Below are 21,915 nucleotides of genomic sequence, written 5' to 3'. Positions count from 1 at the left end.
TGATTATTATAATAATGACCGTTGTCAGTGGAACTTAAAAAAGCTGACTCCTGTTCAATACAGAAATCAGCTCTTAGCTTCCTAACTCTCTTTTTTAAAATGTCCTTGACATAGGGACCAGTTTAAAATTCTCGACCTTTTTTTATTATTCTCCAAGTACAGCTGCTCTTACAACTTTTGAAGCTATATCAGCTGCTGAACCTGCACCATTTTCACCTTCTTCTACTATTACTGCAATTGCAATTTTAGGATCATCCAAAGGAGCCGCTGATATGAACCACCCATGAGGAACTCCTTCCGAGCCATCCTCTAGCATATAATCCGCTGTCCCTGTTTTACCTCCAGCATTAGTTCCTTCGAAAGCTGGCCATCTATATATATTATTAGAAACTAAATATCCCATATAATCCTTTATTATGTTTGCTATTTCCTTTGAAACAACATCACTCTTTAAGGTTTTATTTGGTATTTCCTTAATTGTGTTTCCATCTTTATCTACTATCTTGTTTACTAACTTAGGCTCCATAAATACTCCATCATTTGCCACAGTTGCAGCTACTATTGCCATTTGCATTGGGCTTGATAATACACTTGCCTGACCTATCCCACTTTGTGCTATGTTTCCTAATTCATAATCTTTCAAAGAAGGAAATCTACTTTCAGAAATAGACATCCCTATACCTGGAACCCTAGAATTAAATCCAAATCTTTCTGATACTTCCTTCAACTTTTCATTTCCCATTTCCATTGCTAATGTTCCAAAAACAACATTACTTGAAACTCTATATGCCATCTGTAGATCCAAGTTCCCATGAGCTTGCTTCATATAATTATTAAGTTCTGTACCATCATCAAAAGTTATTTTTCCAGTATCATTAAAAGTTCTTCCCTCTATACTTGGATCATTTTCTAAAGCTCCTGCTAATGTTACTGTCTTAAATACAGACCCCGGAGGATATAGTCCATTTATTGTTCTATTTAATAGCTTACTTTCAGTATCTACACCAGTATTTGCATCTTCTATAGTTTGTTCCAAATTAGTTGGATCATATGTAGGTTTTGAAACCATAGCTAATACTTCACCAGTTTTTGGATTTAATGCAACTACAGCTCCTTTTAAATCCCCCATTGCATCATAAGCTACTTTTTGAAGATTATAGTCTAATGTAGTCACTATTCCATTTCCTACTTTTTCTTCATCTCTATTTTCAAATGCTTTCTTTAAATCAAAGTTCTTTAATAAGCTTCTAACTCCATTAGAGAAGCTACTGTACTTTGATAACTCATTATCATATTCTTCCTCTAGACCAGTAATTCCAAACCTTTCATCTATATATCCTAATGCATGAACATACAGATCTCCATATACATATTCTCTACTTTGATTGAACTTATCTAATCTAATACTATTGGTTAATGGATTTCCATCTCTATCATATATAGTTCCTCTTAAAACCTCATTTCTTTTCGCCCAAAGTCTTTTATTTCCTGAATCATTTGCTATATCAGGTCCCTCAAACACTTGAAAATAGGCTATATATGATATTAATGCTATAAAGCAAAAAAGAAATATCACCATAATGTTTCTTATACTTTTTGCTAAGTCGTTCATAAAGTCCTCCTTATTTTGTAAAACCTATTAATATCATTATAACTATAAAATTATATATTTAAACTATAAAATTAAAAATACGTATCATATTAAGTAATAGGTAAAGGAGTATTGTACTTATTGCAATACTCCTTTTATATTATACATCAAAATCTTTAATTATACCTTAAATTCTCCAATACTTTCTTCCATCTTTTTTGCTAATTCTCTTAAATCTGCAACCATATTCGTTATTTCTTCTGTAGAACTAAATTGTTCTTCTGTTATAGCTGTAATTTCTTCAGTTGCAGCTGCAATTTCTTCCATTGAAGCTGCACTACTCTCAACTATATGTAATATCTCTTCTTTCTTAGATGTTACAACATTATTGGAGTTTATTATAGATTCTATAGCACTCCTCATAACCATAATCTCGCCACTTATAACTTTTAATGACTCAGCAGTATTTTTGACACTATTGCTTTCTTTTATAGAAATACTTCTTGTTTCATCCAATATTTCAACTGTTCTATTTATCTTTTTATGAATATCTGATGTTGTAATTTTTATTATCTCAGTAGCCTCTTTAGAATTTTCAGCAAGCTTGTTAATTTCCTTTGCAACTACAGCAAAACCTTTTCCAAACTCACCTGCATGTACAGCTTCTATAGATGCATTGATAGATATTAAATTTATACTATTTGCTATATCATCTATAATATTTACAAAATCTTTTATTTTATTTGTACTTACTGAGATATCTAATATATCATCAGATAGATCTTTTATAGATTTTTGAAGATTTAAATTATCTCCTAATAACTCTTGCATTCCTTCATTATTACTTTTCACATTGGTACTTAATACCGAATATAAATTATTTAGCACATTAATGGTTTTAGAAACTTCCTTTATAGAATCACCTAAAATATTAACATTATTAGATATATCAACCATACTATCAGCCTGTTGTTGTGTTACTGTAGAAATGTTTTCAATAGATGTAGCCACCTGCTTAGAAGCTTCATACATTTCATTAGATGACTCATCTATCCTTGCAGTATTCTCGGTTAAAACTTCTGATAAAGAAAGATTATCTTTCATTACTACTTTAAGAATATCAAAAGAATTATTTAATTCGTTTATAACATCACCAATTTCGTCATCTAAATCTACTTTTGATCTTTTAGTAAAATCTTTTTCTCCCATAGATTTACTCATATTATTTATATCAATTATAGCATTTAAATACTTTTTTATTATAGTAGATGCAACTACTATTATTACTACAGAAAATATTATAGTTATTATTAATATATATATTATACTTGTAATAATACTTTTATTTAAACTACTTTTATCATAAATACTTGTAATCTTGAAGTTATTTGTAAATTTATGATACGTAAATATTTTTCTATCATTACCTATCTTGACTTCGTTTTCATCTTTATTTTGATCAATTATTTTACTTAGTTCATCATTAAGTTTTGTGTTTATTTTATCTTTATTATTACTTGCCATTATTGTTCCAAAACTATCTGTTAAATCCACTTCTATCCCCTCTATATTTATTGAATTAATCTGATCTTGGAACATTGATGTTGAAATCTGAATAAAATAATCCTTATTATCTATGTTAACTTTTATAACAATGAAACCTTTGTCTCCTGATATTATAGTATTTGACCAAGATACCCCCATTGATCCTCCTTGAACAAAAGTTAATCCATCTATGTATGATCTACTTAGTCCTCCTGAATATGCTACAAATTCATTCTTCTCATTCTTAACAGCTATGGAAGATACAGCTGAATTGTTTTTCATAAATGAATCTATAAAACTATTGGCTCTATCCTTATTTTTTATTCCCTTCTCTACTGAATATATTAAATCTTCTAAATCAACAATCATCTTACTAATTAAGCTTCTTCCAAATCCCTTTGTTTGCTCTAAAGCTTCTTTTACCCTAGTTGTCTCAGTTTTATACGATATTAATGATGAATATGTAGCCAACGAAAAACTTGATATTAGAGTAATTATAATAAGAAATATTAATATTTTTTGAGTTATAGTTAATCTTCTTTTATTGCTAGCTTTCAACTTTCTACTGTCTCTAAATTCAATCTTGTTATTAACTCCCTCTTCCAATTTCATCTTCTTTCCTTTTCCATACAAAATATGCCCTCCTAAAACCATGGCTATTTCTTTTTTAATTAAAGTAATTAATTATCCATAAACAAAAAAAGTAATGATTCTCACCATTACCTTTTCTTATATAATACTACATTTTATTACAATTTTATATATTTTTTAATACTCTTCTGATATCTTTTGCAATATACCAAGAGCAAAAAACATTGTTAACATAGAACTACCACCATAACTTATCAGTGGTAAAGTTATACCTGTAAGTGGTATAACAGTAAATATTCCACCTATAATAACTAAAGTCTGACACGCTATCATTGTACTGAACCCAACAGCAGCTAATTGACTAAACTTATCATTTGTTAAAAATGCTATTCTTATGCCTCTATAAAATAACAAGAAATATATTATCATTAATCCTACTGCAAATATAATTCCGAACTCTTCACAAATAACAGCAAAAATGAAATCACTCTCACTTGCAAATATTAAATCTGGATATCCATTTCCTAGCCCTACTCCAAATAATCCACCTGATGATATGGCATATAAACCTTGAACTATTTGATAACCTTCATTACTAGCATACTTCCATGGATCAAGCCAAATTTTCACTCTTCTTTGTACGTGCCCAAAAACGCCATAAGCTCCCACTGCTCCTATCGCAGAAAGTCCTAAACATGTAAAGACATATTTTTTCTTTGAAGTTGCAATATATAACATAGTTACAGATATTCCAAAAAATATTAAAGTCGATCCTAAATCTGTTTGAAGAACCATACAAACTAATGAAAACATAACAATAACAGCTGGCTCTATTAATTGTTTAAAATCTTCTTTAATCACATTTTTACTCTCATATGTCATAAGAGAAGAAGCTAAGTATAAAACTAATGCTATTTTTCCGAATTCAGATGGCTGGAACCCAAAAGGTCCTATATAAACCCAGTTCATCGCCCCATTTGTCTCCACATTAAATATAAGTCCGTATATCAATGCCATAGGCATAAATATTAAAGTAACAATCATATATATTTTTTTATACTTCGCAAACCCCTTCAAATCTGGCAACGCTACAACTATAGCTATATATGCTATTATTCCAAGTACAGCCCATATTAATTGTTTTATAGCAAAACTAGGATCTAATCTGTATAGTATTGCTATCCCAACTACAGCTAATATACTTGAAAATATAAGCATAAACTTATCCCCATCAGGATAAAACCGCCTTATTAAATAGTGGGAAAATCCTATTATTATACATAGAATTATACCTATGATTAATGCTTTGGTATCAAAGGGCTTTTTTAGTAGAGCCAAATTAGTAAATAGAAGTAAGCATAGTAGATAAATTAATTTCAGAACTCTTTTTTCCAACTTTAATGCACTATTCATAAACTCACCTCTAGTTCTTCTCTGCTCTTATAACCTTAAATATAGCACTACCTATTCTTATAAGATCGTTAGCTCTTATCTTTGAATATCCGTTAACTCTCTCATCATTTATAAAAATGCCATTAGTACTATTTAAATCCTCTATTACTATCTCATTATTTTTAACTATTATTTTTGCATGATTTCCTGAAGCATATTGATCATCTAATTTTATTGTATTTCCCTCTTTTCTACCTATAGTTATAGTTCCTCTTAACAATAAAATAGATCCCTCTTCTAAATTTGAGTTCTCTCCTGTACTTAGTACTTCTATGCCATAATTCTTTTTAGCAGAAGATTGTTTCCTTCTTCCACCGCCCTTTACATCCTTGTACATTATTTTTAGTGCATAATATATTATAAAATAAAGTATTATCATAAATGCCACACCAAAAACTAATGTCATCAGCCTTGAAAAACCCATCTCTTCACCTCAAAATCAGTATTTTATTACCATTATATATTAAAACTTCTAGTCAAAAATAACAAGTATACTTAACTTATCTTAACATCTTTTTAAGATATTTCCCAGTATATGAATTATTTACTTCACTTACTTGTTCTGGAGTACCTATTGCAACTATAGTTCCACCTTTATCTCCACCTTCTGGTCCTAAATCTATTATATGATCTGCACACTTTATTAAGTCTAAATTATGCTCTATAACTACTACTGTATTTCCAGCTTCAACGAGCCTTTGAAGTATTTCAACAAGTTTACTTACATCATCTATATGAAGTCCTGTTGTTGGTTCATCTAAAATATATAGTGTTTTACCTGTACTTCTCTTTGAAAGTTCAAATGCTAACTTTATTCTTTGAGCTTCTCCTCCTGATAATTGAGTTGAAGGCTGCCCTAGTCTTATATATCCAAGTCCAACATCATTTAATGTTTCTAACTTATTCTTTATTCTTGGAAGATTTTCAAAGAACTTTAAAGCTTCTTCAACAGTCATATTAAGTACATCATCTATTGATTTCCCTTTATACTTAACCTCTAAAGTTTCCCTATTATATCTTTTACCCTTACATACTTCACAAGGAACATATACATCAGATAAAAATTGCATTTCTATTCTTATTATTCCATCTCCAGCGCAAGCTTCACATCTACCACCTTTTACATTAAAGCTAAATCTTCCTGGCTTATATCCCCTCATTTTAGCCTCTGGAGTTGTAGAAAACAATTCTCTTATTATATCAAAAACACCCGTGTAAGTAGCAGGGTTTGACCTTGGAGTTCTTCCTATTGGACTTTGATCTATATCTATTATTTTATCAATATTTTCATATCCAATTATTTCTCTGTGATTTCCTACAGGAATTTTACTTCTATTGACTAATCTATTTAATCCTTTATATAATATTTCATTAACTAAAGTACTTTTTCCAGAACCTGATACCCCAGTTACCATAGTTAATGTTCCTAAAGGAAATTTTACATTTACATTTTTTAAATTATTTTCTTTAGCGCCCTTAACAGTTATAAAATTTCCATTTCCTATTCTTCTTTCACTTGGAATTTCGATTTTCTTTTCTCCTATTAAGTATTGACCTGTTAGAGATTTTTTACACTTTTTTATATCTTCAACAGTACCTGCTGCAATTATTTCTCCCCCATGTTCTCCAGCTCTTGGTCCTATGTCAACTATAAAATCAGCTTCCCTTATAGTATCTTCATCATGTTCAACTACTATTACAGTATTACCTATATCTCTCAAATTTTTCAATGTATTTATTAACCTATCATTATCTCTCTGATGTAGCCCTATACTTGGTTCATCTAGAATATATAGTACTCCCATAAGCGCCGAACCTATTTGTGTTGCAAGTCTTATTCTTTGGGCCTCTCCACCAGACAATGTACCAGAATTTCTTGCTAAGTCTAAATAATCTAATCCTACATCAATTAAAAATTTAAGTCTACTTTTAATTTCTTTAATTATTTGATCACTTATTATTTGATCTTTTTCAGATAAAATCAAAGAATTAATATATTCAAACTCTTCTTTTATTGATAATGTTGTGAATTCATAAATATTTTTCTCACCAACTCTAACTGCTAGCGCTTCATTTTTTAATCTTGCCCCTTTACACTTAGGACATTTATTATTACTCATATATTGTTCAATTTCAGTCTTTATGATATCAGAGTTAGTATCTCTATATCGCCTTTTTAAAGAATTTATTTCACCATCATATGCATATGAATATTGTGACTTAACACCATCCTTAGTGTAAATAACCTTCATTTTTTTACCATTAGTACCATATAGCAATAGATCTAATTCTTTTCTACTAAGTTCCTTTACTGGCCTACTTAAATCTAGATCATATTCCTCACTTAATGCTTTCAATATTGCATAAGTCCAAGAGTCTTCTTTTAGTCTACCTTCTCCCCAAGTAGCAATAGCACCTTCTAATATACTTAAATCTTTATTAGGAATTATTAAGTCTTCATCTAATTCTATTAAAGTTCCTAATCCATCACAGTAATCGCATTTTCCAAAAGGTGAGTTAAATGAAAACAATCTAGGTGCCAATTCATCTATACTCATTCCGCATTGTGGGCATGAAAAATTTTCACTAAATAATATATCTTCTCCATCTATTACATTTATAATTACTAACCCATCTGCTAATTTTAATGCAGTCTCAATTGAATCTGTTAATCTTCCTTCTATACCATTTTTAATAATTATTCTATCAACAACAGCTTCTATATTATGTTTTTTATTCTTATCTAATGTAACTTCTTCTTCTGCTAATTCATATATAGATCCATCTATTCTTGCTCTAACAAATCCACTTCTCTTAATGTTATCTAACACCTTTTCATGAAGCCCCTTTTTTCCTCTTATCATAGGAGCTAAAACTTGAATTTTAGTTTTATCCCCAATGGACATTACACTATCCACAATTTGATCAACAGATTGTTGTTCAATTGGAATTTTACATTTTGGGCAATACGGTTTTCCTATTCTTGAATATAATAATCTTAAATAATCATATATTTCAGTTATAGTCCCAACCGTTGATCGTGGATTCTTGCTTGTAGTTTTTTGGTCTATAGATATTGCAGGAGATAAACCTTCTATATACTCTACATCAGGCTTATCCATTTGTCCTAAAAACTGTCTTGCATATGATGATAGTGATTCTACATATCTTCTTTGTCCTTCTGCATATAAAGTGTCAAATGCTAAAGAAGACTTTCCTGATCCAGATAACCCAGTAAATACAACTAATTTATCTCTTGGAATTTCCAATGATACATTTTTTAAATTATGTACTTTTGCACCTCTTATAATAATTTTATCTTTCATACTAATTTGCCCCTTCTTATTTTATAACATTAGTGTTTCATTTCTTTTCTAAAATTAATCTCGAACAAACGTTCTTTATTATATTCTAAATTTTAATATAATTATTGTCAATTATATATTAAATTATTTATAAAAAGCTTTTTCTAACTTTACTTATTATTTCAAATACCTATTTTTATATCCTTCACTAATTTGTTTTAAGTTTTGCTTCGCAAACATCATTAACTTTTTGATTCTTTCACTTTCTCATTCCTTTATTAATGGATTGCTCCTTAACCTATAAATAGTCATTAAAATGTAATATTAAAAATTATAATATAAAATCAAAAGGGCTTAACGCCCCTTTTTAAACTCCTTCAAAATTAAATAATGGGATAAAACTTTCTTTATCCGTTCCTTCTTCTTGTATAAACCCATTTTTAACACCTAAATTTAAAGCATAATCAATAATAGCATCATAATGCTTTTGATTTAAAGACTTATCAATTTCTGGGTATGACTTTACTTGATCTAAAGGTGTGTACTGATTCATAATACTAATATAGACTTTATTTTCATATGTATTATAAATATGATCTATTATCTTTTTAGAGTCAAATAAAAGCCCTGGCAACATAAGATGCCTTATTATTACTCCTTTTTGTATTATTCCTTTTTCATCAAACTCAACTTCACCAACTTGACTTACCATTTCATTAATCGCATCCTTAGCATAATTAAAGTAATCCTTAGCCTTAGAGTATTTACTTGAATATTTTGTATCAAAGTATTTCATATCTGGTAAGTATACATCTATATATCCTTTTAACAACTTTATAGTTTCTACTTTTTCATATCCACTACTATTATAAATTATAGGGAGTTTTAGTCCATTTTTTCTAGATATAACAATAGCTTCGATTATTTGAGGAACATAATGAGTTGGAGTAACTAAATTTATATTTAAAGCGCCTTTGTCTTGCAACTCTATAAATATTTCTGCTAATCTCCCTACTGTTATTTCTTTTCCCCATTCACATTGACTTATATTATAATTTTGACAAAATACACATTTTAATGTGCAATGAGAAAAAAATACTGTTCCAGAGCCACTATCTCCAGATATACATGGTTCTTCCCAATAATGAAGGGCAGCCCTTGCTACCCTTATTTTATCCCCTGCTCCACAAAATCCTCTTTTTCCATTTATCCTATTTACACCACAATTTCTAGGACATAACTTACATTTTTCTAATAAATACATCATATTATCACCTAATTACTTACTTTTCAAATCATTAATTATGTCACGTAATTCTGCAGCTCTTTCAAATTGTAAGTTCTTAGCTGCTTCCATCATCTCTTCAGTATATTTCTTAATTAATTTCTTCTTATCCTTTTCTGAAACTTTCTTAGCGCCTTCAGCCTTATATTCAACTTTTTCTTCTGATGCCTTTGTAGCTTCAATAACTTCCCTTACTTCTTTAATTATAGTTTGAGGAGTAATTCCATGTTCCTCATTATACTTCATTTGAATTTCTCTTCTTCTTTCGGTTTCCTTTATCGCTTTGTCCATTGACTTAGTAATATTATCAGCATACATTATTACTTTACTTTCTGAGTTTCTTGCTGCTCTTCCTATAGTTTGAATTAATGAAGTCTCTGAACGTAAGAACCCTTCTTTATCCGCATCTAATATTGCTACTAACGCAACTTCTGGAATATCTAATCCCTCTCTTAAAAGGTTAATACCAACTAATACATCAAATTCCCCAAGCCTCAAATCTCTTATAATTTTCATTCTTTCTATCGTTTCTATATCTGAATGCATATAGGTAGTTTTAATACCTAGGTCTTTTAAATATTTAGTTAAATCCTCTGCCATTCTTTTAGTTAGCGTTGTTATAAGAGTTCTAAAACCCTTTTCTGTAGTTTTTTTAATTTCTGAATATAAATCATCTATCTGGCCTTCCACTGGTCTTATTTCTATAACCGGATCAATTAATCCCGTCGGCCTTATGACTTGCTCTGCTATATTTGTTGAATGATCTATCTCATACTGACTTGGCGTAGCACTTACAAAAACTACTTGATTCATTTTCCCTTCAAATTCTGGAAACTTTAATGGTCTATTATCATATGCACATGGTAACCTAAATCCATATTCTACTAGTGTATCTTTTCTTGATCTATCGCCAGCATACATTGCTCTACATTGTGGTAAAGTAACATGACTCTCATCTATAAACATTAAATAGTCATCTGGAAAATAATCAAGTAATGTTTGAGGTGGAGTCCCAGGATCCCTACCATCTAATATTCTTGAATAGTTCTCTATTCCACTACAATATCCCATTTCTCTGATCATCTCTATATCATAATTAGTCCTTTGCCTCAATCTTTGAGCCTCTAATAATTTTTCTTGACTATTTAATTCTCTTAATCTATCTTCCAATTCATCTTCAATACTTTTTATTGCTTTTTCTAAAACTTCTGGAGAAGTAGCAAAGTGGGATGCTGGAGAAATAGAAACATGATTTCTTTCTCCTAATATGTTTCCGGTTAAAACATCAAATTCTCTAATTCTTTCAATTTCATCTCCAAAAAACTCTACTCTAATTCCTTTATTAGATGATGATGCAGGAATTATATCTAAAGAATCTCCCCTAACTCTAAAACTTCCTCTTGCAAAATCTATGTCATTTCTTTCATATTGTATCTCTATAAGTTTTCTAATTATCTCATCTCGCTCTTTTTCCATGCCTGTTCTTAGAGAAATAGTCAACTTTTTATATTCTTCTGGATTACCTAACCCATATATACAAGATACAGATGCTACTATTATTACATCTCTTCTTTCTAACAAAGCTGATGTAGCAGAATGGCGAAGTTTATCAATTTCATCATTTATAGATGCATCCTTCTCTATAAATGTATCCGTTTGTGGTACATATGCTTCAGGCTGATAGTAGTCGTAGTATGAAACAAAGTATTCCACAATATTGTTAGGAAAAAACTCTTTAAACTCAGAACATAATTGAGCTGCTAATGTTTTATTATGTGCTAAAATAATTGTTGGTTTTTGAAGTTTTTCTATTATATTAGCCATGGTATATGTTTTACCTGATCCAGTTACTCCTAATAAAGTTTGACCTTTATCTCCTCTTTTTATTGAATTTACTAAACTCTCAATAGCTTGTGGCTGATCTCCAGTTGGCTTAAATTTTGATTCAATTTTAAATTCCGGCATTTTTTCACCCCCATAAATTTTAGTTATTATGTTTATATTTTATCCTTTATACTTACCTTATACAATTAATTATAATCTTTTTATTAAATAAAGAATTAATAACAAAATAGATGTTCCTTAATTCTTTACTTCTCACTCTATACTGATAATTTCAACAGCTTAAACAATTACATTTTCAAAGCCTCAAATTTATTACTTATTACTTTAAAAATAATTATAGAAATAAAAAGAAAGCTTATCGCTTTCTCTTCATTTGCTCCAATACTTTTTTAAAATCATCATTATCTACACTTAACGCATCATCCACTTTAACCATTTTAGGTACGAGAAGCAATCCTAATCTTTTATTGTTTGGTATTATATTTAAATCGATTATTTCCCCGGAAATTCTTCTAATTTTAACCGAAATCTCTTCAATACTATCCCTAACTATTTTAAATATTTCTACTTCTGAAACAGTTTTTACGTTATTAACTTCTATTATTTTATCTCCTCGTCTTATACCAGCTTCATATGCAGGTGAAGTTGGTGAAACTTCTAATACAGAAACTCCATCATCATCAGTCACATAAATATATTTTCCTGCTTCTTCGATTTTCTTTTGGATTTTAATCATTATTTCATGTCCTAACGGTGCAAAAGTTATAACAATAATTTGTCCAACTATCCCAAACTGCGAAAGTTGTGCTATCAATGTTAATAAAATTCCATAAATTAATATTCCAACTCCCGAATAAATAGGCTTTTTGATCTTATCTTTAGTAAATGATACAGAATTATACCCTATGACTCCATATAAAGGTATCGCACCTATTATAGCACTACTTAATATCAATAATGTTTCTGCCCTATTTATTATTGGCCACCAATTAGGAGTATCAATAGCTGATGTAGTAACACTTGAAATACTTCCTGAAAAAGCTATAAATATAGCTACTGGTAAAGCCCAATATCTATTATATGCAAATCCACCTACTATTTTATCATCCCTATTTGAAAATACAGGTATAGCTCCTCTAGCACCATCAAAAATCACTAGAATCCCTTCAACTACATGCATAATTCCAACAAACGTCATAAGTGATAATATATTTACATTAATATATGATTCAGTATTGGTTATATTAGATAAAATACCTGATATAATACTTATTATTCCCAATACTGCCCCTGAATAAGAAAAACATATAAATCGCTTCTTTATAAATAGTAATAAAATTGATATCATAAACATTATTTCTATTCCAGAATTCTCATTAAATATGATTCCTAGACTACTCATAATTAAACTTACTACAGCTCCACCTATTATCCCTAATGAAATCTGTGATAAGGTAAGCTCTAAAGGGGAGTTAATCCCCTCCCCAATAGTCATTTTTTGCATTATTGTTATTCTTTTATTCTTTAAATAGAACATTATTCCTAAAACTACTAGCATGAATATGTGCATGGGCTCAATTATGGCATATGCTACTGTTCTTAATGTATATAGTATTAACTCCATTTGTGAGCCTCCTATTTTAACTTATCTTTCATCGCCTCTACTGCTTTGTTAAATTGCGGATCTATACTTCTATCATATTCCTTTGATAAAATTTCTTCAGGAATTGTCACCTCAATATCAGGCTTTATTCCAATCTTGTGTATATTTTCTCCGTTAGGAGTATAATATTTTGAAGTTGTTACTTTTAATCCACCACTTCCATCTTTAAATTCTATTAATTGTTGTACTACACCCTTACCAAAGCTTTTTGTTCCAACTATAGTTCCAGCACCATAATCTCTTAATGCTCCAGTAACTACTTCTGATGCTGAAGCACTGCCTCCATCTATTAATATTACTAAAGGCATACCTTCTGCTTCTCCACCTACAGATTGAGATTCTTGTTTGTTGCCATATTTATCTATAGTATAAGTTACTACTTCTCCTTTTGGTATAAATTGTGAAGCTACATTAACCGCTTCTCCCAAGAAGCCACCTGGATTTCCTCTTAAATCCAAAATCATTCCCTTCATACCTTGATTTTTAAGTTCAACTATCTTTTCTTTAAAGTTCTTTGCTACATCTTCATCAAAAGATGATATTTGTATATATCCTATATTTCCATCTATTATTTCGCCTCTAACTGAAACTACTTTAATTACATCTCTAACTATTTTTATATCAAGGTCTTGTGAGTTTTCTCTAGCAACTGTTAATGTTACTGATTTTCCTTGTTCACCTTTTATCATAGATACTGTTTTTTCTACATTAGGCTCTGTTATATCTGTACCATCAACTTTTAATATAACATCTCCGCTTTTTAGGCCAGCTAATTCTGCTGGTGAGCCTTCTATAGGCGCTACAACTGTTACTTTATCATCTTTAATTCCAAGCTGAGCCCCTATTCCTACGAAATGACCTTCACTTTGCTCTACAAATGATTTGTATTCCTCTGAATTCATAAATACAGTGTATGGATCTTTCAGTGACTGTGTCATTCCTTTAATTGCAGCTTCTAAAAGACTATTATCATCTATTTCTCCATCATATTTCGCAAGTAGTGCATCCCTTACTTGAAATAGTAAATCATATTTCTTCACATCTTTGATTTCATTCAAATCTTTTGCAACATCTTCGCTTACATTCTTTAAACTTAACCCATTAAACGCAAATATATTTCCTATATAAAAAAACATTATATTTGAAAACAAAAATACTATAACTATCCCTACTATAATTAATGGTTTTTTAAATTTATTATTTCTTCTACTTTTACTATTGTTATCCTCCATATCTTAATACTTCCTTTCATAAAACTCTCTTAGATTATATATACATTATCTATACTACTAGATTTCTTTAAATATGTTTTAAGTGGAGATAAACTCCACTTAAACACATCAATTATTCTCTCTTTTTATTTGACATTTTATACATCTAAGAATTTTCTTAATGCAACTATACTTCCTACAGCTCCAACTATTATTCCACCTAAAAGGAATATCCAAGTTAATGTTCCAAGTACAAAACCAGGAACAACTAATGCAACAAGGAACATATTGGATACTATGTAGCCATAAGCCCATTTATATAATCCAAATAATAGTAAACTTGCAAGTAATGAACCTACTGTACCGATTATCATTCCTTCAATTATAAATGGCCACCTTATAAACCAATCAGTAGCTCCTACAAATTTCATTATTCCAACTTCTTTTCTTCTTGTATATACTGTTATTTTTGTTGTATTAGTTATTAAGAATATAGATACCCCTGTGAATACAGCAAATAATACTAAGCCAGCTATTCTAACCCCACCAACAAACTTACTTATAGTATTTATCATATCTTGCTGATTTGATATATTTTCTACCCCACTCATCTCTTTAACAGCATTACTAATAGCATTTGCATATTCCGGGTCTTCTAATTTTACTATAAATGAACTTGGAAGTGGATTGTTTTGTAAATCATATCCTTGTAATAATCCTGGATTATCTTTTAAGCTTTCTTTAAAGTTTACAAAAGCTTCTTCCCTTGATTCATATATTACTTCTTTAACTCCTTCTTGTTCATTTAATTTCATTTCTATTTCTCTTTGATCTAATAACTTTATATCATCTTTTAAGAAAACCTTAATTTCTACTTTTGATGCAACATCTTCTATTGCCTTATTAAAGTTTAAACCTAATAAAGTAAATGTACCAAATATAAAGAATGTTATTAGTACAGTAATCATTGCTGCTATACTTAATGTTCTGTTTCTTTTAAGACTTTTTAAAGCGTCTATAAAAAAGTACTTTAATGTATTAATCTTCATTTTCGTACATCCCCCTCTTAGTATCTCTTGCTATACATCCTTTTTCTATAGCAATAACTCTCTTCTTCATATTGTCAACTATATCCTTAGCATGAGTCGCCATTAATATGGTTGTACCTGCTCTGTTTATATCCTCTAATAGATCCATTATTTCCTTAGCTGTTTCCGGATCTAGATTACCAGTTGGTTCATCACATATTAAAACTGATGGATTATTAACTATTGCTCTTGCTAGTGCAACTCTTTGTTGCTCTCCTCCCGATAATTCATTTGGGAACATCTTGTACTTATGAGAAAGTCCAACCAAAGATAATACCATAGGAACTCTCTTTCTAATTTCCTTCTGAGAAGCTTCTACTACTCTCATTGCAAAAGCAACATTTTCATATACATTTAATGTAGGTATTAGTCTAAAATCCTGAAAAACCATACCTATCTTTCTTCTATAATAAGGTATTTGCCTTCTTGTTATTGTTGAAAGTTTTTTCCCTGTAACTGTTATGTCTCCAACTGTTGGCTCAGTTTCTTTAATTAACATCTTAATAAAAGTCGATTTCCCTGCTCCTGAAGGTCCAACTAAAAATACAAATTCACCTGACTCTATATTTATATTTACATCTGCTAAAGCCTTAACATTATTATCATACAGCTTAGATACATTCTTAAATTCTATCATTTCACAACACCTCGCATCAGCGTATTTTTTTTAAGTTGTTAAACCTATAGCGTTATTATAGCATAACAAAGTCTAAGGAAAAACTTTTTTTATGCTTTTACAACTAAGAAAATCTATAATTATTCAGTTTTCTTCAAAATTTTCATTATTTCTTAATAATCTGCAAAGCCTTTACCTAGGGCCTCTGTAGATTCACTTACCGTTAAGAACGCCTCTGGGTTATTATTTTTTATAAATTGCTTTAGAGTTATAAATTGTTTCGATGTTAATACGGTATATACTACTGTCATGTTTTCTTTTGTATATCCACCTTTTCCTGTTAATATTGTACACCCTCTATTAATATCATTATTTATAAAGTCTACGACTAATCTTTCTTTATTTGTAACTATAAATACTTGCTTAACAGGATTTATTCCTGCAATAAACTTATCAACTAATATTCCTATTAGGGTTGCACTTAAAAGTCCAAATAATCCTTTTTCTACACCAAATGAGTAAATAGCTAATAAAGTTACTGTACAATCAGCTAATAATAATCCTTGACCTATTGGTACGTGAAAATATTTGTTAATAATTTTAGCAATTATGCTCGTTCCACCTGTTGAAGCATCTTGATAAAACGTGATTGCTGTACCTAAAGCTAATACAGCTGACCCAAATACACAAGCTAAAACTAAATTATCTGTGATTGCTTTTGGTTCAAAAAATGATTCAAAAACCCACATTATTACTGACATCATTACTGTAGCATATATACTCTTTGCTCCAAAAGATCCACCAATTAAGAAAAATGCAAGAGCAAATAATATGAAATTAAATACAAAAACTAATATACTTGGATTAATATCTATTAATTGATTTATAGCTAGAGCTAATCCTGAAACTCCACCTGCTGCTATATCAAGTGGAAAGAAAAAATATTCTAGTCCGAAGGCAACTATTGCTACTCCTATTGTAGATAAAATATATTCTTTTAACTTCTTCATATGTCCTTTTATTCTCCTCCTAATAAATAGTCCCATCCTTAACTATTATTGTATGTTTTTAAAACCTTCTCCCATAACCTCATGGACTTCACCAACTGTTATAAATGCTTTTTCATCTATTTTTCCTATATATTGCTTTAATTTTATAAATTCACTTCTGCCTAAGACTGCATATAAAATATAAGTATCTTTTCCTGTAAAACCACCAACGCCCTTTAAATATGTGCATCCTCTTTCTAAGTCATTCATTATAAATTTTGCAATATCATTATGTTTACTACTAATAATCGTTACTTCTTTACATGCATGGAATCCTTCTATTACCTTATCTATAGCAATTCCGTTAATTATTACTGAAAGCAGCCCATACAACCCTATGTTTATACCAAAAGTAATAGCCCCTAATAAGGTTACTATAAAATCTACAGCTAATAAAGACTTACCTATATCAATATGAAAAAATTTATTTAATATTTTTGCTATTGTGTCTGTGCCCCCGGTTGATGCATTTGCGTTAAATACTATGGCCATTCCCACTGCAGTAATTAAAGTTCCAAATATTGAAGCTAACATTAAATCATTTGTTATAGCTTGTGGATTTAAAAACTTTTCAATAAAAGTCATCATTCCTGCTAAACTAAAACTTGAAACTATAGTCTTTACTCCGAAATTTTTTCCAAGAAAAATAAAACCAACAACAAACAATACCAAATCCATAATAAATACTAAAGGTCCTGTTGATATAGCTGGTATATAATAATTTATTACTATTGCAAGACCTGTTAATCCCCCTGCGGCAATATTATTAGGTATAAAGAAATATTCTAAAGACAGTGCAACTAAAAATACCCCCAGCAGTATTAATATATATTCCTTTATTTTATAATTCATATATATCCCCCTTTCTTAGAGAATTTCTATTATTTTTCCTCATTTTATTATTTTCTATCCAAATCTTATATTAATATTTTTTAGAATAATTAAATAAACTTCATTTACTATTATATTACTAATTTGGTTAATTGTAATTTAAAATTTAAAAATAAAAAGCTGTAGATATTTTCTACAGCTTTAGTGGTAAATATAGCTATTTTGGTGATTTATTTTAAATTATTATAGTAAACTTATTATTTTTTTAAAGAAATTGCTTTTTTAGCCTTCTCTACAACATTAGTTGTTGTTAATCCATATTTCTCTAATAATTGGTTTGGTAATCCACTTTCTCCGAACACATCATTTACTCCAACCTTCAATACAGGTACTGGAATTTCTTCTGTTATTACTTCTGATACCGCTGAACCAAGTCCACCAATTATATTATGTTCTTCAACAGTAACTATAGCTCCTGTTTCTTTTGCAGCTTTAACTAATATTTCTTTATCTATAGGTTTTAACGTATGAATATTTAATACCCTCGCATTAACCCCTTGTTTTTCCAATTCTTCTTTTGCTTCTAATGCAACATCTACCATTATTCCCGTAGCAACTATCGTTACATCATTGCCTTCAGTTAATGTTACACCTTTTCCTATTTTAAATTCATAAGTTTTTTCATCATTTATAACATTTACTGCTGCTCTTCCAAGTCTTACATAACAAGGACCATTATATTCTGCAATAGCCTTTATAGCCGCTTCAGTTTCCACAGCATCAGCTGGACATATTACAGTCATGTTAGGAATACTTCTCATTAAAGCTAAATCCTCTATAGCTTGATGAGAGGCCCCATCTTCTCCTACTGTTAGACCCGCATGAGTTGCACATATTTTAACATTTAACTTTGGATAACAAATAGAGTTTCTAATTTGCTCAAATGCTCTTCCTGCCGCAAACATTGCAAAAGTACTTACATATGGTATTTTACCACAAGTAGATAAACCTGCTGCAACACCCATCATATTTCCTTCTGCTATTCCCATATTAAAAAATCTTTCTTCACAAACAGCTTTAAAATCTGCAGTCTTTGTAGATTTTGAAAGATCAGCATCTAAAACTACTATATTTTCATTTACATTTGCTAATGAAGCTAATGCTTTTCCATAAGCTTCTCTTGTGGCAATCTTCTTATTCATTAATTGTTACCTCCAATTTCTGCTAATGCTTGCTTACATTGTTCCTTGTTTGGTGCTGTTCCATGCCACGCCGCTTGATTTTCCATGAATGAAACACCCTTTCCTTTTATTGTATTACATATAACAACTGTTGGTTTTTCTTTGCAATTTTTAGCTTTTTCTATTGCATTTAGTATTTCATCTATGTCATGACCATTTATCACCAAAACATTCCAACCAAAGGCCTCGAACTTTTTATCTATTGGTGAAGGATTCATAACTTTTGTTATATCTCCATCTATTTGTAATCCATTAAAGTCAATAAACGCAGTTAAATTATCTAATTTATAATGGGCTGCTGACATTGCTGCTTCCCAAACTTGACCTTCTTCAAGTTCTCCATCACCTAAAAGTGCATAAACTCTATAATTTTTATTATCTATTTTACCTGCTAAAGACATTCCTACAGCTACTGAAATACCTTGACCTAATGATCCAGTAGACATATCTATTCCAGGTAAGCATTTCATACTTGGGTGTCCTTGTAATCTTGATCCAATCTTTCTTAAAGTATTTAACTCCTCAACAGGGAAATATCCTTTTCTCGCCAATACACTATATAAAACAGGAGCTGCATGACCCTTAGATAAAACAAATCTATCTCTATCTGCATCCTTAGGATTTTCCGGATCTATGTTCATCTCTCCAAAAAATAATGTAGTTAATATATCTGCCGCTGATAATGAACCACCTGGATGTCCTGAACATGATTCTGTCAACATTGAAACTATATCTCCACGTACAGTTTTAGCTAATGACCTTAATTCTTCAACATTTTTAATCATTTTTTTATCCTCCTAAGATTTTAATTTACCTGTAACTATATTGTGCTATATTTTCTAAAATTATTTTAGCATAACATTTTTATTCTGTATATACTATTTGTTTATTTTTTCATAAAATAACCTATTTTTTAATAAAAGTGATATTCTATTTAAAAATAGTATATCACTTTTCTCTAAATTCTATCATTTTCTATATAAATAAAAGAAACCCAATATGGGTTTCTTAAGTATTTAATATACTCTTTTATATAAATAAAACTTTATGCAAGATTTAAACTAATTAATAAAGCTTTATTAACTTTTTTCATATCGGCATCTGTCATATGCCCTATTTTTTCTTTTAGTCTTTTTTTATCCAAAGTCCTTACCTGCTCTAATAAAACAACAGAATCTCTATTTAATCCATATTCTTCTGAAGAAATTTCAACATGAGTCGGTAACTTTGCCTTATTAATCTGAGATGTTATAGCCGCTACTATAACTGTTGGGCTATATTTATTACCTATATCATTTTGAATTATTATAACTGGTCTAATTCCACCTTGCTCTGAACCTATAACAGGACTTAAATCTGCATAAAAAATATCCCCTCTTTTTACTACCATAGTCGTCATTAGAAATATCACACTCCGCAAAGCCAGTTCTCATATTCATTAATATCTGCACATTCGCACTCGAAAGGAAGTTGTGAAAGCTCCAAATTAATTTTTGCCATTTCTTCATAGCCAGCTTTCATTAATTTTAAAAATTCCATATTAAATTGATTTTCATTATATTCTATTAAATCACACTCAATAAATTGACTATTTTTTTTAATTTTAATTGTATTTTTTATAAAATGTAGTTTTTTAACATTTTTAGACATAATTTGCCTCCAGGTAGTAAAAATCTATGTATGAATAAATTATATTGCAAATTATGTCACTTTGTCAAAACTTATGTTTCACTTTTCTTGATTAATTTTCTATTTTTATATTTTTTTGTATTTTTATATAATTTATTAAAAGAAAAATAATACAATTTAATGATATTTATTATTCTTTTGACTTTTCATATTTGCTTGATTTTTACCTACCTGGCTTTTTATTTTTTCTTAATGTGAAGACTATTGTTTATACTTATGTACTCCATTTTCTTTAACTTCTTATCGTGTACTAATATCAAACTTAAATATTGAACTGGTTATTTTTATTTTACTTATTCTAGCAATCCGCTATCTAATTGCTTTAATTTTTCAAAATCCCTATATACAATCCTTACTCTGTCTTTTCCATCTTTATCATAAATGATAGCTCCTATTGGAGTTTTTTCTTCTTTATCAATAAAAATTTTGACTTTATCTAGATGATCATTTTTTAAAAATATTTCACATGTAAACTCTATATATGCTGTATCTCCCCACTCTTCTTGTCCTTCTTTAAATCCATTTTCATCAATAGGATATGATAATAATTTATTTAAGAAGGCTAATGAATGTATCTCATCCATATCCTCTTCCATAGTATATTCTTTATTTGAAATACCATCTTTCACTATTACTTTATTATCTTTATATATTTTTGATCTATCTTCCCCAAAATCAATTCTTCCACCAATATCTTTTGAGTAATATTGTGTAGTTTCTTCCCTTTCTTCTCCCCTCGTATTTTTTATTATATATTCTACTTTTGTAGTATAGCTTTTTATTTCTTTTAATGATTTTATTATTTCCTCGTTAGTTGGCTCTGCTGTAGCCCTAAATAATATTATTAAAATAATTGATATAAAAGGTATACATACCATAAGTATTAGTAATAATTTCTTTTTCATAAATCCTC

Annotated in this window: 19 protein-coding genes; 1 reads left to right on the top strand and 18 read right to left on the bottom strand. The window is 29.5% G+C overall.

The window, feature by feature from the left end; all coding sequences use genetic code 11:
- Window positions 1–85: IS3 family transposase (locus tag J7M87_RS08675; protein WP_291648866.1), on the top strand; the 85-nt coding region annotated here is incomplete at its 5' end.
- 60 nt (window positions 86–145) lie between these two features.
- On the opposite strand, the gene J7M87_RS08670 is transcribed toward J7M87_RS08675, so the two are convergent.
- The 18 genes from J7M87_RS08670 to J7M87_RS08585 form a co-directional block, all read right to left on the bottom strand.
- The gene (locus J7M87_RS08670; RefSeq protein WP_291650647.1) at window positions 146–1,612 is read right to left on the bottom strand and encodes a penicillin-binding protein 2; all 1,467 of its coding nucleotides are present in this window, start codon (window positions 1,610–1,612) and stop codon (window positions 146–148) included.
- 159 nt (window positions 1,613–1,771) lie between these two features.
- Entirely contained in the window at window positions 1,772–3,769 is a 1,998-nt protein-coding gene (locus J7M87_RS08665; RefSeq protein WP_291650645.1) for a methyl-accepting chemotaxis protein, read from the bottom strand.
- 135 nt (window positions 3,770–3,904) lie between these two features.
- Window positions 3,905–5,140, bottom strand: coding sequence for an FtsW/RodA/SpoVE family cell cycle protein (locus tag J7M87_RS08660; RefSeq protein WP_291650643.1), 1,236 nt, complete (start codon window positions 5,138–5,140; stop codon window positions 3,905–3,907).
- 10 nt (window positions 5,141–5,150) lie between these two features.
- Window positions 5,151–5,603 (bottom strand): FHA domain-containing protein, encoded by a 453-nt coding sequence (locus J7M87_RS08655; RefSeq protein ID WP_291650642.1) that lies wholly within the window; start codon window positions 5,601–5,603, stop codon window positions 5,151–5,153.
- 76 nt (window positions 5,604–5,679) lie between these two features.
- Window positions 5,680–8,505 carry an excinuclease ABC subunit UvrA gene (gene uvrA / locus J7M87_RS08650; RefSeq protein WP_291650640.1) on the bottom strand — a complete coding sequence of 942 codons (2,826 nt, stop codon included), beginning with the start codon at window positions 8,503–8,505 and terminating at the stop codon, window positions 5,680–5,682.
- Between the two features lie 346 nt (window positions 8,506–8,851).
- Window positions 8,852–9,748: a radical SAM protein gene (locus J7M87_RS08645; protein WP_291650638.1), complete on the bottom strand. Its 897-nt coding sequence runs from the start codon at window positions 9,746–9,748 to the stop codon at window positions 8,852–8,854.
- 15 nt (window positions 9,749–9,763) lie between these two features.
- On the bottom strand, window positions 9,764–11,734 hold the full coding sequence (gene uvrB / locus J7M87_RS08640) for an excinuclease ABC subunit UvrB (RefSeq protein ID WP_291650636.1): 1,971 nt from the start codon (window positions 11,732–11,734) through the stop codon (window positions 9,764–9,766).
- A gap of 235 nt (window positions 11,735–11,969) precedes the next feature.
- A complete protein-coding gene (locus J7M87_RS08635) occupies window positions 11,970–13,238 on the bottom strand; it encodes a PDZ domain-containing protein (RefSeq protein WP_291650635.1) in 1,269 nt (422 codons plus the stop codon).
- 11 nt (window positions 13,239–13,249) lie between these two features.
- Entirely contained in the window at window positions 13,250–14,509 is a 1,260-nt protein-coding gene (locus J7M87_RS08630; protein ID WP_291650633.1) for a S41 family peptidase, read from the bottom strand.
- A gap of 137 nt (window positions 14,510–14,646) precedes the next feature.
- Window positions 14,647–15,537: a permease-like cell division protein FtsX gene (gene ftsX / locus J7M87_RS08625; RefSeq protein WP_291650631.1), complete on the bottom strand. Its 891-nt coding sequence runs from the start codon at window positions 15,535–15,537 to the stop codon at window positions 14,647–14,649.
- Complete coding sequence (gene ftsE / locus J7M87_RS08620; protein WP_291650629.1) at window positions 15,527–16,213, bottom strand: cell division ATP-binding protein FtsE; 687 nt, start codon at window positions 16,211–16,213, stop codon at window positions 15,527–15,529. The genes ftsX and ftsE overlap by 11 nt, the downstream gene beginning before the upstream one ends.
- Window positions 16,214–16,365: 152 nt before the next feature.
- Window positions 16,366–17,202 (bottom strand): YitT family protein, encoded by an 837-nt coding sequence (locus J7M87_RS08615; RefSeq protein WP_291650627.1) that lies wholly within the window; start codon window positions 17,200–17,202, stop codon window positions 16,366–16,368.
- 45 nt (window positions 17,203–17,247) lie between these two features.
- Complete coding sequence (locus tag J7M87_RS08610; protein WP_291650625.1) at window positions 17,248–18,093, bottom strand: YitT family protein; 846 nt, start codon at window positions 18,091–18,093, stop codon at window positions 17,248–17,250.
- 236 nt (window positions 18,094–18,329) lie between these two features.
- Complete coding sequence (locus tag J7M87_RS08605) at window positions 18,330–19,274, bottom strand: transketolase family protein (protein ID WP_291650623.1); 945 nt, start codon at window positions 19,272–19,274, stop codon at window positions 18,330–18,332.
- Complete coding sequence (locus J7M87_RS08600) at window positions 19,274–20,098, bottom strand: transketolase (RefSeq protein WP_291650621.1); 825 nt, start codon at window positions 20,096–20,098, stop codon at window positions 19,274–19,276. Before J7M87_RS08600 ends, J7M87_RS08605 begins: the two co-directional genes overlap by 1 nt.
- Before the next feature lie 260 nt (window positions 20,099–20,358).
- Window positions 20,359–20,712 (bottom strand): type II toxin-antitoxin system PemK/MazF family toxin, encoded by a 354-nt coding sequence (locus J7M87_RS08595; protein ID WP_035284811.1) that lies wholly within the window; start codon window positions 20,710–20,712, stop codon window positions 20,359–20,361.
- 8 nt (window positions 20,713–20,720) lie between these two features.
- Entirely contained in the window at window positions 20,721–20,963 is a 243-nt protein-coding gene (locus J7M87_RS08590; protein ID WP_291650619.1) for a hypothetical protein, read from the bottom strand.
- Between the two features lie 332 nt (window positions 20,964–21,295).
- Window positions 21,296–21,907 carry a germination lipoprotein GerS-related protein gene (locus tag J7M87_RS08585; RefSeq protein WP_291650617.1) on the bottom strand — a complete coding sequence of 204 codons (612 nt, stop codon included), beginning with the start codon at window positions 21,905–21,907 and terminating at the stop codon, window positions 21,296–21,298.
- Window positions 21,908–21,915 lie beyond the last annotated feature (8 nt).

Source organism: Clostridium sp. (assembly GCF_017888565.1).
Classification (GTDB): Bacteria; Bacillota; Clostridia; order Clostridiales; family Clostridiaceae; genus Clostridium.
This window is presented reverse-complemented; position numbering and strand designations above follow the sequence as displayed.

Excerpts from the sequence above, each read along its gene's own strand:
- J7M87_RS08670 (WP_291650647.1), bottom strand. The coding sequence starts at position 1,612 with ATGAACGACTTAGCAAAAAGTATAAGAAACATTATGGTGATATTTCTT.
- J7M87_RS08660 (WP_291650643.1), bottom strand. The coding sequence starts at position 5,140 with ATGAATAGTGCATTAAAGTTGGAAAAAAGAGTTCTGAAATTAATTTAT.
- J7M87_RS08655 (WP_291650642.1), bottom strand. The coding sequence starts at position 5,603 with ATGGGTTTTTCAAGGCTGATGACATTAGTTTTTGGTGTGGCATTTATG.
- uvrA (WP_291650640.1), bottom strand. The coding sequence starts at position 8,505 with ATGAAAGATAAAATTATTATAAGAGGTGCAAAAGTACATAATTTAAAA.
- J7M87_RS08645 (WP_291650638.1), bottom strand. The coding sequence starts at position 9,748 with ATGTATTTATTAGAAAAATGTAAGTTATGTCCTAGAAATTGTGGTGTA.
- uvrB (WP_291650636.1), bottom strand. The coding sequence starts at position 11,734 with ATGCCGGAATTTAAAATTGAATCAAAATTTAAGCCAACTGGAGATCAG.
- J7M87_RS08635 (WP_291650635.1), bottom strand. The coding sequence starts at position 13,238 with ATGGAGTTAATACTATATACATTAAGAACAGTAGCATATGCCATAATT.
- J7M87_RS08630 (WP_291650633.1), bottom strand. The coding sequence starts at position 14,509 with ATGGAGGATAACAATAGTAAAAGTAGAAGAAATAATAAATTTAAAAAA.
- ftsX (WP_291650631.1), bottom strand. The coding sequence starts at position 15,537 with ATGAAGATTAATACATTAAAGTACTTTTTTATAGACGCTTTAAAAAGT.
- ftsE (WP_291650629.1), bottom strand. The coding sequence starts at position 16,213 with ATGATAGAATTTAAGAATGTATCTAAGCTGTATGATAATAATGTTAAG.
- J7M87_RS08615 (WP_291650627.1), bottom strand. The coding sequence starts at position 17,202 with ATGAAGAAGTTAAAAGAATATATTTTATCTACAATAGGAGTAGCAATA.
- J7M87_RS08610 (WP_291650625.1), bottom strand. The coding sequence starts at position 18,093 with ATGAATTATAAAATAAAGGAATATATATTAATACTGCTGGGGGTATTT.
- J7M87_RS08605 (WP_291650623.1), bottom strand. The coding sequence starts at position 19,274 with ATGAATAAGAAGATTGCCACAAGAGAAGCTTATGGAAAAGCATTAGCT.
- J7M87_RS08600 (WP_291650621.1), bottom strand. The coding sequence starts at position 20,098 with ATGATTAAAAATGTTGAAGAATTAAGGTCATTAGCTAAAACTGTACGT.
- J7M87_RS08595 (WP_035284811.1), bottom strand. The coding sequence starts at position 20,712 with ATGACGACTATGGTAGTAAAAAGAGGGGATATTTTTTATGCAGATTTA.
- J7M87_RS08590 (WP_291650619.1), bottom strand. The coding sequence starts at position 20,963 with ATGTCTAAAAATGTTAAAAAACTACATTTTATAAAAAATACAATTAAA.
- J7M87_RS08585 (WP_291650617.1), bottom strand. The coding sequence starts at position 21,907 with ATGAAAAAGAAATTATTACTAATACTTATGGTATGTATACCTTTTATA.